The following is a 14149-nucleotide window of genomic DNA, read 5'->3' as shown; positions in this document are numbered from 1 at the left end:
AGTTCAAATCAACAGAACTAATTACATTGCTAGAAAAAAAGCGCCAGCGGCGCTTTTTTTAGCTTTTGGGTCAACTGCCGACTTTATTAGGCGGTCTTCAGCTGACGATGACAGCTGTATCCTCAAGGCTTTTCTTATCATTGCCAACGAAGCGAAATTCATTAAAGCCGATTTTGATCATGTCTTGATCGCTCAAGCGCTCCCGAGCAACTTTCTTTCCATTCAACTCGGTCCCGTTGGTACTGCGTAAATCCTCAACAAAAATGCTACTAGCCCCATCAAAATAAGGATCAGCTTCTACGACCAACCGAGCATGCTTAGAACTCACCGACTGATCATCAATCTGGATATCACAATCATTAGCGCGTCCGATGATGATAACTTCCTCAGTAAGTTCCCACTTTTTAATTACTACGTCTTCAACGATTAGTGCCAAATAGGCCATGGATTAACTCCTTAAACAACTGCTGTTTACTTCCAGCAATTAAGATTCACTTTTCACAACACCTAAGGTGATATTGTCCTGACTTCCTTGTGCGATGGCTATCGACACTAAAGAAGCCGCTATATTTTTACCTGAATTAAATTTCGCAAAATAATCTCGCAAGGTGATCTGCGGGATAAAATCATGCATTCCATCAGTGGAAAGCATCATAATATCACCGGATTTCAAATAATCAGAGAGCAAATCAACTTCAACCGTTTTTTTACTACCAATTGCTCTTGCAAGTAAATGATTACTATCAGACTCTTCCGCCTCTTCTTTGGTTATCGAGCCTTTATCGAGTAAATAATGGATCGCGGAATGATCTCGGGTTAACAGTTTAACTTCACCATCTCGCCACAAATAGGCCCGAGAATCTCCAACCCAACCAACATGAAACTTGCCAGCCCATTGCACTAACACCACCCCAGTTGTGCCCATTCCTGAATATTGCTTATTGTCTCTCGCCGCCTGCCAGATATTTTCGTTAGCTTCTTTAAATATCCGTTCGATCCAATTTGGCCAGCTCAGTTCATAGTATCCGTCTAACTCTGCGACGGCATTTTCAAAGGACTCCGCGAGCAACCCTGCGGCGACTTCGCCCGCTTTATGTCCGCCCATTCCGTCCGCAACTACCATCCAGAAAAAACCAACCCTTGGATCAGACCCATAGGAGATGACATCTTCGTTGTTCTGTCTAAAGGCGCCAACCGAGCATTCTAGGTCAATTGTATATTTCATCTTTTGCTTCCCTGTTACACGATAGGCGACTTTTTGAAGTCACGTTTAAGCGCACTGATGAGCACCTGCTTAAACTCTTCCATCGTTTGATACCTTTTGCCAACATCTTTTTGCAGTGCTTTGTTGGTAATCCTCGCTGCACTCGCAGGCAACTTACTATCCCATTGCCGCACCGATGGTTGTTTAGTCTTAGTAATATGATAGGCGACACTGGCGATAGATTCGCCATTAAAGGGCAATTGACCGCTCAATAATTGATAAAATGTCACGCCCAGACTGAATATGTCGCTTCGCCCATCCACGCGCTTGCCGAGAACTTGTTCGGGGGACATATAGTAAGGACTCCCCATAATAGTCCCCGTTCTGGTCTTGCTATTATCGGCAACAAATGCAATCCCAAAGTCGGTGACGGTGACGCGCTGAATTTCGTCATCCAGAATTATATTACCTGGTTTGATATCACGATGGACTACACTTTGCCGATGGGCATATTCCAATGCATCGGTAATTTGAATCATCAATTGATAGATAAAAGGAGCCGGTAAGCGATTTTCTGATTTCACAAACTCAGACAAGGGTGCACCGGTTAACAAGTCCATCGCGATATACCCTAACTCTCCCTCTTCACCCACATCATAAATAGTCACGATATTGGCATGACTCAAGTTGCCTGCAGTTTCCGCCTCTCTAAAAAAACGCTCTTTAGTTTCTTGCTGAACAGCTTCATCATCCGAATCCGTCAATTGGAGCGTTTTAATCGCTACATGCCGATTGATCTTCGGATCAACCCCTTGATAAACAATCCCCATCGCTCCTTTACCTAAGATCCCTTCAACTTCGTAACGGCCAAAATGGCTCACCGGGATCGCCATAGAAGAAGTGGTATGTGGACCGCTTTGACCCGGTGTTATAACCATAGTTGAATCAAGCGATTGGTCGCCGCTATCGCCAGGTTCTGGGGCAAGTTCACGAAGCTTCTGGCGACTGGCAGGATGAGAAATATCGCTGTCAACGAGCCAACTCAAAAGGTGCTTAGCTAGCGGTAAGTTGTTATTCGATTCGGCACGCAATGCAACATCAAAAACCTTTTCCGCCAGTGGTTGGTCTACCATCGTTTGCTCTAAAAATGGCTGAACTTTGTCAAAGCTCTGCGACTGATAAAACACGTTAAGCGAATCGCCAATAAGCAAATTGTGTCGCTGATACAGTGCTTTCATCGACTGACACTCAAGCCGATAAGCACTCCAAATTATCCAGCTTAAAATCAAGGTTAACGCAACTGGAACAAGTGAAAGCCATAGCATCTGCGTATAAGCAATATATTGCCCTACCGCCCCAATTATCAACAAACAGACAATCCAGAAACCTTGCATCTTTGTCGACCATTCACGCATCAACCACAAGCCGAACAATCCAGCTATTAACAATACGATTGGACTCGCTGCAGTGATAATATTTTCCGTCAAATAACGACCAGATAACAATTGCTGCGATGATTGAGCCAATTGTGCTAACGGCTGGAAGTCGGGTTCAGCGATAAGCACTAATAGAGGCTGAGTGGAATGATTTGGCTGTTGCTCTATTGCAGCTAAATAGTCATTCAAAAGCAGATTTGTGTGCGGCCGGTCGGCAAAGAATATCTTCCCTGAGAGACCTAACTGAATACTGTCATTTGCCCCCTGCCACCTCAGAGAAAGGTCCGCTGCTAATGACTCATTCGAACCCACCAATATTTGCCGAGTAATCGCACCGAGCATCGTTGGATAAAGTTTATCTTCAAACTGCCAAACGGTTGGAACGCCGCCACCGACATTGTTGGCATCGATGCCAAGCGGGGCAAATACCAACTGATTGCTGGTTTTCCATTGCGGTGCTGAAATAGGTGGGAATCGAAACCAATCGAGTAAATAGCGCGTCCAAATTGAAGTTTCTGAACCAACACTTATTGCTGACACTGAGGACTGCTGTTTTTTAGCGATAAAGATCGGCTGTTTTAACGGCGCTTGGTTCGTCCAGTTTGATAACATGGCTAATAATGACTCGGGGATATTCCCCATTAACACGATTAGCGTTTCAGGATGACTCAGGGCGAGCTTTTTAATTTTATCCAATTCATCGCCAGTAAACGATGTCGACAAACTGACCACGCTGGACTCGGAAAGCTCGGTAGTTTGATGACTGGGTAATAGTGATTGTAGCAAGTTACGGTTTATTTGGTTGGCGCTATGGAAAGCCCCCGTTTGATTAAGCCAAAACAACAACCCCCAAATGCCCATCAGCAAATAAAGCCAGCCAGACCGGTGCAACGGGAGCAGATTTCGCTTCATAGATTGTTATTGCCCTGTGTGATTCGTAGTATTTATTATTTTCGTTGGGACAAATTCTTGCCAGAGGTTAAATTCGTAGAAAACCCAATTTAGTCATTAACTGTATTAATTAGCGCTCAAAAACACAAATTTCTTAGTGCACTCAAAATAACTAATGCAGAATTATAAGCCACTATTGATGTCGGAGTTTAGCAGTAAATCACAAAAGTCATAATAACTCATTCGCTTTTTATCCCACACGCCAAGGCCATTCACCCGTTCGCTGCATCGGTTGTCTTTTTCAATTAATCCTAAATTAGCCTCGCATCACGAGAGATCTTTTGCGCTCAGAGTCAGAATTTAGGATAATCACAGGCAATTTTAGCGCATTTCATCAACTAACTTATAAGTAGTATTCAATATGGACAAACGACCGATTGCACTGATAATCATGGACGGATGGGGATACAGCGAATCACCCGAATCAAACGCTATCATGGCAGCTGAAACACCCGTCTGGGACAAGCTTTGGCAAACTGCGCCACGTACCTTGATTTCCGGTTCTGGAGAAGATGTCGGACTTCCTGATCAACAAATGGGTAACTCTGAAGTAGGCCACCTTAACCTCGGCTCAGGCCGTGTGGTCTATCAAGATTTTACGCGAATATCCAAAGCGATCCGCGAGGGTGAATTTCAAGTCAACACAACGATCACTGCAGCGATTGACGCTGCTGTAGCCAACGGCAAGGCTGTTCATTTGATGGGCTTACTTTCTGATGGCGGCGTTCACAGCCACATCGACCATATTAAAGCCGCGTTAGAACTTGCAGAAGCGCGAGGTGCTAAAAAGCTCTATCTGCATGCGTTTCTCGACGGCCGTGATACCCCTCCGCAAAGCGCCGCCCAATACATCAAAGACGTAGAGGCATTAAATAAAGGGCGTATCGCGACTTTAAGCGGCCGATATTATGCGATGGACAGAGATGAAAGATGGGAACGAGTCGAATCAGCCTACCGAGTTTTAACCACCGGAGAATCGGAATATCAAGCTGAAAGTGCGCTCGCGGGATTAGAGTCATCGTATGAACGCGGCGAATTTGACGAGTTTGTCAAACCGACGGTAATTGGGGATTCAGCGCCAATCGAATCGGGAGATGCAGTGATTTTTATGAATTATCGAGCCGATCGCGCAAGGGAAATTACGCGGGCTTTTGTTGAAAAAGACTTTAATGGCTTCGAGCGACAGGCACTCGACCTACACTATGTGATGCTTACTCAATATGCAGCAACGATCGACGCACCTTGCGCATTTAAACCGCTAACACTGCCAAAAGTCCTTGGAGAACATCTGCAAGATTTGGGCAAAACTCAACTCCGAATTGCAGAAACAGAGAAATACGCCCATGTGACATTTTTCTTCAACGGTGGCGTAGAAAAACCTTTCGAAGGTGAAGACCGAGAGCTAATTCCTAGTCCGCAAGTGGCCACTTACGATCTTCAGCCAGAAATGAACGCGCCATTACTGACCGATAAATTTATTGCGTCGATCGAATCTGGTAAATATGATTTTATTATCTGTAATTTTGCTAACCCAGATATGGTGGGTCACACGGGTAATTTTGACGCAACAGTCAAAGCGATTTCCTGTTTGGATAGCTGTCTTGGAAAAATTTTAGCGTCATTAGAGAGTGCCGGCGGTGAAGCAATGATTACTGCCGACCATGGAAATGCGGAAAAGATGCAAGACCATATTACCGGTCAACCTCATACCGCACACACTAACTTTCTGGTACCTTTTGTTTATGTGGGCAGAGACGCTGAACCAACTAAATCCAATGGTGTCTTATCCGATGTCGCACCAACGCTGCTATCGATTGCAGGTTTACCGATACCTACAGAAATGACCGGTGAACCACTGATGAAGATTAAGTGATTATAACGTGGCCATTTATTAATTTAATAAATGGCCACCTTTTCTATCGTTAATTGCTCGCTCAAATAATAAAAACAGTACAATAAAAACAGGTAGTCCAGTTGAAGTTAAAAGTAGTTTTTTTAGTTATTTTATCACTACTCATTTCGCTTAATGTCAACGCATTGAGTGAAGACCAACTCGATACAGAAAAAGAGCAAGCTAAACAAGAACTTCGACAGTTAAAAAAAGATATCGAAAGCTTACAAAAAAACCTTAAGTCTAAACAAAGACAACAATCTAAAGCTGTTACTCAATTGCGAAATGCAGAAAAGCAAATCGCCACAGCGACAAAAATTCTCCGCTCGACCAATCGACAATTAATTAAAAAAGAACAAGAACTTCGTAAACTACGACGCCAACAAAAAAACCTTGATGAAAATAAAGCCGAACAAAAGAAAGCCCTTGCAGCACAAATCAAGTCAGCATTTGTAAGTGGTCGACAAGAATATTTAAAGCTGCTTCTCAATCAAGAAGATCCCGAAGCACTCGGCAGAATGCTCGTCTACTATGACTACATGAATAAAGCGCGAACTCAAAAAGTTGCCAAACTACAACAAACTTTGATCGACCTAGAGAATATTGATAAAGCGATCCAACAAGAAATTATCGATCTAAATATTCTTAAAAAATCTAAAGAAGAAGAAACGAATCGGCTCAAGCGACTGAAAGATAAACGTAAAAAATTAGTTGATGCATTGGCCAAAGAAATTAAAAGCAAAACCGCTAAACTTTCGGAACTGCAAGTTAATGCTAAAGAGCTTCAAGAATTAATAGACTCTGTCCGAGAAGCACTCGATAAAATTGATTTTACTCAACCGCTAAACGGTTTGAGATCGTTAAGAGGAAAGTTACGCTGGCCAACAAGTGGAAAAACAACTCGGCGCTATGGTAGCGAGTTAGCAGAAGGGCTCAAAAGTAATGGGATTGTCATTGGCTCTTCAGAAGGTAATGCTGTTAATGCTGTTCATCATGGGCGTATTGTTTATGCTGATTGGTTACGTGGATTTGGGTTGCTGGTGATAATCGATCATGGCAAAGGCTATATGAGTTTATACGGCTACAATCAAGCACTGTACAAACAAGTCGGAGAATATGTGGAAGCTGGCGAAGCTATTGCTACCGTAGGACAAAGTGGTGGGCAACAGAGCCCTGGTCTTTATTTCGAATTGCGCCATCAAGGAAAACCCTTTAACCCGAGGCGTTGGTTTCGATAATTCCGATTATTAAACCGGATTGCTATAGTTTGACTCATTTTTAACTAATACAAATCAAATCTAACACTTCAAAATTATGTGTCTCTTAGTCATTTATTATCTCAAATAAACTTTAATCGCATCTTAAATAATTCTAAAGCAACCTCAATTCGCGATTATATTCAAGATTGTCATTGATTCAATTTTTTTACTTTAGTAGCATCCTTCGCAGCAAAAAAAATAAGCAAAAGTATAATACGAACCGTTGGCTAAAACTCTTTGTTTTACATGATAAAAAAATAAAATTTGTTATTGTTTTAAATGCAATAATCTCGATGCTTGTCAGACAGAAACAAGCTATTTGCTTACTAAAATAAATACTAAAATTTGCAGATGAATCACTCGAAAGCTTTATCCATTTTAGTTGGCATAGCAATTGTGCAGTCATTTGTCATCGGTTTATTATTTCTTGAAATCGAATTTTTAAATCGTCACCTTGAAAGTTTTGATTCATATGAAATTGCGTCCAAAGGAAAACAGAAAGAAGCGCAGCAAATAACAAACTCATTGAATGCTCAAAATCAAAGACGACTTGAAGTAATAATAAGGGGCGTTATTCGAGAAGAATTTGTTCGTTATTATTCAAAGAATCAAGCAATGACAAAAGAAAACCGAATTAATCCAGTTTTCGCGCAATCAAAACTTAACATTGAAAAAAATATACTGAATGGTGCGAGTGCAACAGATGACATTAAAATTGGTAGGCTTAGTGCCAGACCTTAATGAGTAACTTATTCTCCCCAAAATAATAATGTAATCATTTTATCCCTTTGGGCGCGAAAGCGCCCTTTTTTATTTTATCTCATTTTTTTAAGTTTTTGCTGAAGTCGACTATGCTTAAAGTCATGAGTCATTATCATTAAAGTAAGCTAAGTATTTGAAATATAAGTTTGTAAGTGCTCTTTTGTTGGGCTTATGTCACTCCATTCTCGGCCAGAATGTTTCTGCAAAAGATGCGATGACACTATTTAACTTGCCTTTAGAGGAGCTACTCAAAGTTAAAGTAGTCTCAAAAACCGAAGAAAACATTAGTCAAACTCCAGGGATCGCATCGGTTTATTACCCTGAACAACTGATGGCAATGGGGTTACATTCTGTTTCTGAGTTTTTAAGTTTTGCATCCAGTGTAGAAATCAATCCCGCCGTTGGTGGGATTAACCCTATTCAAATCAGGGGGTTATCCGATGCTAACAATCAAAAGGTTTTATTTCTTCTCGATGGAAAGCCCTATTGGATGCCCTCTCACGGTGATATTCCTATCAATGGTATTCCTTTAGTAATGATTGAAAAGATCGAAGTCATTCGGGGACCTGCATCAGTGGTATACGGCACAAACTCTTCATCTGGCGTGATCAACATTGTGACCAAATCGAATGCGCAAGGACTGTTTAGTCAATCAATAGACACTCAGGGTGTTATTCAATCAGGCCTTTATCACACGATCGCATCCAACGATGGTCACTTTGACTTTGCCTTAGCGCTTCGTCAAGATGACGGGTATGATGCAGAAACTCGCAATACACTAGCCGCTTTTGATGCCGGTTGCCTCTGTTTTCCACTAGCTGAGCCCCAAAGTCTCAATCGAACAACCGAGCATGCGAGTTTTCTCGGACAATATCACTCAGACTCGCTCAACTTCATACTTCAGAAATATCAAGAGGAGACCTCAGCAATAGCAAGCGGCACCTTTTTAAGCCCCGCTATTTACAAACAATATGGTACTTTACTCTCGGCTCAATACTCGCTGAACAATGACTACTCCAAAACCTTGTTTTATTCCGACTGGAATCAATACTATTGGCGCAGGGACATAGAAGGCGTTTTGGCTTTTAATGGTATCGCTGGCGACGGCCTACAGGGTTTTGATAACCAAGGTCGAGCAAACTACAGGTGGCGTACCGGCATTTCCTACGAACTCTTCTTATCAGATAATACCCGTTGGTTGTTAGGTGTAGAAAATGAGACACGCTCGACGGAAAACAATAAATTCCGCGATGATGCCAATGGAGACGTTCTAAGTTTAATCACTCAGCCCCCATTTAATTTGCCGTTTGTTATTCAACCCGATGGAAGCATTCTGTTAATTGATGCAGGCAAACTCGACGAGACAGCCTTCTTAGCCCAACTCGACCACAGTTCTGACAATTGGCGACTTGTCGCAGGCCTTAGGCAGGTGGACAACGAATTTAGTGGTAGTCATTTATCACCAAGAGTATCGTATATCTACTCGGTCTCAGAGCAAAGCACCTTAAAGTTGCTCTACTCTGAAGGGTTTAACTCCCCGACTTTTCGTCAAATTACTGGACGCAATACATTTGGAATTCCTCAAGAAGTTAACGTCCAGGCCGAAATCATCGAAACCAGTGAAATCGCTTATACACAAAACGATCAATTTTTTAATCAATCCATTGTTGTTTTTTATACTCGGGCGAAAGATCTCATTCAAACATCTTTTAATGGCATCAGTAATAGTGTCGAAGTCGTCGAAAGAAGCGGAGCTGAATACGAGCTTCAGATTCAATATTCAGATTTTCAGCTCCTAACGAATGTCACTTATCTTAAACAAGGCGATCAAAATATCGAAAACGATCCAACAGCTTTATTTAGCTCTCGATGGCTGGTGAAACTCGGCGGTGTTTACCAAATCGATCAACACAGCATCGGTTTGTCGCTAAGGGCGTCATCTGCACGAGCGGAAGTGAACAGCAACTATTTACTCAATTCCAGCTATCAATACCAATCCGATCAATGGCGTTTTTATGCCTCGATCAAAAACCTTCTCGACGAAAAAGTGTTGTTTCCTGACGTTAGAAACCAAGAGGCGGTAATTTTTCAGGGCGAACCAGAAAGATCACTCTCCATCGGGCTTGAATATCGTTTCTAGTGACTTACTTTACTTAATGAGAATCTAAAAAGTGACGACGATAAATTGAGTTTGATTAAAGCCCACATCACTCCCCTTGAGCGATATCTTACCAGTCCAATATTTGTCAAACACTTGAGTCTTTGGGACTAGACCATGAGTGTGTTTCCAGTTATCTTGAAGATCTTCTAAGTTGATACAAAAATATTATTCCATGAGAGTCAAACAACTCGGTGATCCAGTTTTAAGAGAAGTTTCAAAATCTGTTGAAATATCTGCCATTCAATCAGGTCAACACCAACAAACCCTAGAAGAAATGAAATCCATCCTCAATGGTATTCAGTCAATTTCTTCGGAAAATGGTAATGCCATCTCCGCACCGCAGGTTGGCGCCCCGATTCGATTGGTCCTTCTCAGGGTAGAGGGTGAATTTTTGCCGATGTTTAACCCCTCATTCGAAGCGCTAGATAACGAGACTTTCTTATTTGAAGAGGAGTGTTTTAGTTTTTACCAAATCAGGGGTAAAGTCGTACGCTATTTAAATATCCGAGTCGATTACGTCGATGAGAAAGGAGAATCACAATCGATAAAGTTTAGCGGCGAATTCTCTGGAATAGCTCAACATGAAATTGATCATCTCGATGGCGTATTATTCATCGACCGTGTTGAAGATTCAAAGTCTATACGCTCTATCGACTTCGTATTTGCCGAACAGCCTCAACGCCTCGTTCAAGTTAAAAAGATGTTTGATTACATGGTCGGATAGATTTTTCGTCACGAATTCATCCCAACCTATTCAGTCTTCTACGCTAGAATTGCAACCTCATTGTTGTGCTGAATGCTCGTATTGCTCGCCTAGCTATCTATTATTGGACGTAACGCTTTAGTGTGACAATTATACTAACGTCACAACAAGCGCTCGCTAACGATAGGCATTATCGCCAAAGTAGGCCCTGACAGTTTGTGAATATGAAAAATAGTTTGTGCAAACAATATAATAAAGAATATTGCCGATAATATTAAAAGGACTAGATGTTATAAAGCTATTGTTCGACAAGTAATGTAACAACCCGTAGATCGAAATTGAGGCGGCTAAGAAGATCGTCAGGTGTTTATTCAATAAATCTGGCGTTGAAGGGTTAGGCTGCTTAAGCAACTTGAGTGACACCGCAGAAAACACCGCAAATGGTAGTAATTGAAGCATGTAGCCAATTGAGCCAGTAATATTGTTCCCCGAGGTAAAGTCTGCTGCAGAAACGCCTATCAAAACTGAAATAGCCAACCCACAAATAGCTAGCAGCGCCCAATTCAATAGTCGAAAAAACTGAAGAGAGCCGCCTATTTGAGAGACATTGGGCTCGGTTAATACCAAACTTTGAGAACGCCCGGCAGCAGTTGGTGAGGAATCGCTTTGGGGTTTACGCTTTAATTCTAGATGGTCTGCATCCAGACTGTCTGATTTCAAAATTTCTGACTCCAGACTGTCTAATTGTTGCTTTTCTAATGCGTTACTCGTTTGCATAATTAATACATTTCTTGATTTAATTTTTATTCATATAGCGGATTGCGAGTGTTTAAGTGCACTGATTATTTGGGGCTCGAACCATGATCTAACATGTCGTTTTCTGGTTTTAAGCGGCCTCCGTCAAGCTCACCAGTCGCTTGAACGCTATCTTGCTGAGCAGTGTCAATGCTGTTCACTACGAATATATCCTGGCTAAAGTCGAGGCCCAACCCCCCTAATGGATAGGTTAGCTCAACTAAATGCTTGCGCATCCCACATTTATCAGGCGTTACTCTTGTTATCTCTACGCTGTTTTCTAATTCACCTTTTCTTATCGCGAAGCTACTGTAAAAAGTACAGCCAGCGCTTTCGACTTGGAATTGGATTTGTTTATCATTGAGTTGATAGCTCGAAATTTGAGCAATTCGGCTCTTCTGGTTGTTAAAAGACTGACTGGTGTAACTGGTTCCGGCGCAAGCCGAAAGGCACAGTACAGCGAGTGAACAAGTAAGTAACTTCATGGAAGTCATGTTTTTCCCCGTATTTCCCTAAAACAGTATTTCTTTGGAATCATGTACTCATAACGATGACATCAAGCGATGGTGCACAATCGTTTGTCGTTTTATTAGCGAGCCGGGTTCAATCTGTTTTGTTTTCAACAAAGCGATGAGCCTGTATTAATGCAAAACATCCCCTAATCTCCGAGTGCTATTTTCTCGTTTTATAACGGCTGAGCGTTATCAATAATCCGCCAAAAACTATTAAAATTTGGACATATTCAACGAATCGCTCGGTATTTTGGGGTTTTGAGGGTGAATAGTGGCTGAATGGTCAAGTTTATACAAAAATAAAAGTCAGGCAAAATAATCGAATGAAATCTCGCAGGTTAAGTACCAGTAAAAAAATAGATTAAAAAACACTCATAAGAGAAAGACCGAAAATTCGTGATCTTGTAGGGACTGCCTCTTTTCGCTCACCGCGCCGACCAAAAGTGATCAGTAATTCTGATAATGACCGAACAGCGCGCTGTTACGAGTGCCAGCCAGTACCACTGGAAGTAAAAAGAGAAATTGTTGCTAGAACTAGCGTTAGATAGTTTCGGTAGAACTCATATTAAATAAGACCTGTAGATTAAATGAGACCGACAGTATCAGGTTTTATATCCATACCCCAAAAAGATGAATCACTACATTGCCAGAACAGCATTAATCTTACCAGGAGTAATAAACGAACAACCAGCCAATCACTCAAACTACTGTAAGTGATTGGCCAAATAGTGCCTATCTTGTTTTATTTCACCCCAACCTTGGGCTATTGAATGGAATATTTTCATCACTGGCTATGTTTTTGAGCACTGAAAGAGTACTTTCAAGCTCTGGGTGATTTGCTTCCAGTGCTATTCTAATATTTCCGTCGACTTTCAAGCTAGATTGCGTGTCCAGCTCAAGCTCAATAACCAAGTAACTATTATCTAAAGTAAATGATGATATGCCACCATAATTTGCACGAGATTGGTCTTCTACTTGAATATGAAGCTTATCCATACCAAGCTTTACATCTTGGTCGTCGTACTCATGAGCTTTTTGGATAATGACAAATTTTGAAGGCTCAAACTCATCATCTGCAAAGCCTAGCATCACCATATAATCATCATCTTGGTTAAAGATATGACTAGCATTTAATTCATATGACATTTTATCTAAAGTCTCCAATATTATCTTTTCTTGCCTGCTAACCATGTTTGGGTCTTGCCATCTTGTCGCCATTGATATTTTATATTGGCTCCAGTTTCGTTGACAGCCCTGTTCATATAACCTTTACATGAATTACATGGAGGTAGCTGACCAGTAATTGTCATTGTATCACCCTGCTTCAAAGCTGTATGTGTGACAGCTCTAGCTTCAGTGTGGGAAGCTAACGTATTCTTTGGAAATCCTAAAGCCTTTTCTGTCGGAGTCATGTTTCCACTAACTATTCGTTCATGACTTAAGATATTCCCGTCAGCATCCCTAACCATTACATTTGCGTTGTGATGATTCGGATCTACTCCTCTTGGCCCCGTTCTCACTGTAACAGTTTTAGATACGGAAACTCTTGACATCGCTTTTAAAAATGCAGTTTCAGCACTAACAATTCCACCTGCAGCATAGCTGCCTAACTCAAAAAGAGCAGCTCCACTAGCTTCCTCAGGTTTAATTTTAGCGACAGGAATAAATTGTGCAAGAACTCCAATAACAGAACCACTCGTTATCACCTGCGCAAATCCTACACCAGAGTTGTATGCTTCTTTAAAGTAGCCTTTAGCTGCGTCTCCCCATGTACCTTCAACCCCTTTTTCTCTCATGAAAGTTGTAGCAGGAAAGAATAATCTAGTCAGTTTAGAACCAAAGCCCTCTGAACCTGTGCTGCTTTCAAGAGGGGCTTCGCTCGGCAAAGTCATATTTGCTACTTGCTCAGCCATTAGATCTAATTGTGAAATAAGATCTGCGACTGAATCTTTGGTGACTGATTTTGCGCCAGAGCTATTCGATGCACCGTTTACCTTTACAACTCCACCCATTACATCTGTAGACATTCCTTGATTATTGCCGGTGTAGTCAACAATCTGATCACAAGACCTCTGGTTCTTACCGCCACATATACTTCTATATCCACTAGGATCTGTGCCAGCTAGTGGATTATTCATAATATAACTATAAGGATTAAAGCTTTGAGAATTTCCTGGCTCCTGAATAAACGGATCCACACTCATAAACCGGCCCAGGTTATAATCATAAACCCGTCCATTCATATGAATCAGCTGCGCATCATCCAAATGCTCATGGTCAGTAAACCCACGAGTGGTTTGCGTGTCATTAAGTATGTTAGTACTGACCTGACTATAAGCATTATCTCGCATTCGCTGGTCGCGCGGTTTACCAAATGGGTCATAGCTGTGACCTTTAATCACATAACCACTACTATTTACCGTCGCAATCATTGAACCTAAACGATCACGATGGAAGTAAGTTGTCGTTTTAGAG

The 14149-nt window shown here is 41.6% G+C and carries 12 protein-coding genes; 5 read left to right on the top strand and 7 right to left on the bottom strand.

What is annotated here, in order from left to right:
- Positions 1-97: 97 nt before the first annotated feature.
- The 3 genes from FLL45_RS06285 to FLL45_RS06275 are packed head-to-tail and all read right to left on the bottom strand — an operon-like array spanning position 98 to position 3552.
- Positions 98-445, bottom strand: coding sequence for an FHA domain-containing protein (locus FLL45_RS06285; protein ID WP_142941182.1), 348 nt, complete (start codon positions 443-445; stop codon positions 98-100).
- Between the two features lie 39 nt (positions 446-484).
- Positions 485-1225 (bottom strand): PP2C family protein-serine/threonine phosphatase, encoded by a 741-nt coding sequence (locus tag FLL45_RS06280; RefSeq protein WP_142941181.1) that lies wholly within the window; start codon positions 1223-1225, stop codon positions 485-487.
- Positions 1226-1239: 14 nt separating this feature from the next.
- Positions 1240-3552, bottom strand: coding sequence for a serine/threonine-protein kinase (locus FLL45_RS06275; RefSeq protein WP_142941180.1), 2313 nt, complete (start codon positions 3550-3552; stop codon positions 1240-1242).
- 400 nt (positions 3553-3952) lie between these two features.
- Here FLL45_RS06275 and gpmI point away from each other — a divergent pair, with 400 nt between their 5' ends.
- The 5 genes from gpmI to FLL45_RS06250 all read left to right on the top strand — a co-directional run bounded on the left by gpmI (position 3953) and on the right by FLL45_RS06250 (position 10388).
- On the top strand, positions 3953-5464 hold the full coding sequence (gene gpmI, locus FLL45_RS06270; RefSeq protein ID WP_142941179.1) for a 2,3-bisphosphoglycerate-independent phosphoglycerate mutase: 1512 nt from the start codon (positions 3953-3955) through the stop codon (positions 5462-5464).
- A 101-nt stretch (positions 5465-5565) separates the two neighbouring features.
- Positions 5566-6720: a murein hydrolase activator EnvC family protein gene (locus FLL45_RS06265; protein WP_142941178.1), complete on the top strand. Its 1155-nt coding sequence runs from the start codon at positions 5566-5568 to the stop codon at positions 6718-6720.
- Positions 6721-7092: 372 nt separating this feature from the next.
- Positions 7093-7482: a hypothetical protein gene (locus FLL45_RS06260; RefSeq protein ID WP_142941177.1), complete on the top strand. Its 390-nt coding sequence runs from the start codon at positions 7093-7095 to the stop codon at positions 7480-7482.
- A 154-nt stretch (positions 7483-7636) separates the two neighbouring features.
- Entirely contained in the window at positions 7637-9643 is a 2007-nt protein-coding gene (locus FLL45_RS06255) for a TonB-dependent receptor (protein WP_142941176.1), read from the top strand.
- Positions 9644-9836: 193 nt separating this feature from the next.
- Positions 9837-10388: a peptide deformylase gene (locus FLL45_RS06250; RefSeq protein ID WP_142941175.1), complete on the top strand. Its 552-nt coding sequence runs from the start codon at positions 9837-9839 to the stop codon at positions 10386-10388.
- 156 nt (positions 10389-10544) lie between these two features.
- Here FLL45_RS06250 and FLL45_RS06245 read toward each other — a convergent pair whose 3' ends face one another.
- From FLL45_RS06245 to FLL45_RS06230, 4 genes are all read right to left on the bottom strand, one after another.
- On the bottom strand, positions 10545-11144 hold the full coding sequence (locus FLL45_RS06245) for a hypothetical protein (RefSeq protein WP_142941174.1): 600 nt from the start codon (positions 11142-11144) through the stop codon (positions 10545-10547).
- A gap of 65 nt (positions 11145-11209) precedes the next feature.
- On the bottom strand, positions 11210-11656 hold the full coding sequence (locus tag FLL45_RS06240; RefSeq protein ID WP_185964355.1) for a hypothetical protein: 447 nt from the start codon (positions 11654-11656) through the stop codon (positions 11210-11212).
- A 765-nt stretch (positions 11657-12421) separates the two neighbouring features.
- The gene (locus tag FLL45_RS06235) at positions 12422-12820 is read right to left on the bottom strand and encodes an Imm10 family immunity protein (RefSeq protein ID WP_185964354.1); all 399 of its coding nucleotides are present in this window, start codon (positions 12818-12820) and stop codon (positions 12422-12424) included.
- Positions 12821-12840: 20 nt separating this feature from the next.
- On the bottom strand, positions 12841-14149 hold a 1309-nt coding region (locus tag FLL45_RS06230; RefSeq protein WP_281282194.1), incomplete at its 5' end, for an RHS repeat-associated core domain-containing protein.

The organism is Aliikangiella marina (assembly GCF_007004765.1).
In the GTDB taxonomy this organism is placed as follows: Bacteria; Pseudomonadota; Gammaproteobacteria; order Enterobacterales; family Kangiellaceae; genus Aliikangiella; species Aliikangiella marina.
This window is presented reverse-complemented; position numbering and strand designations above follow the sequence as displayed.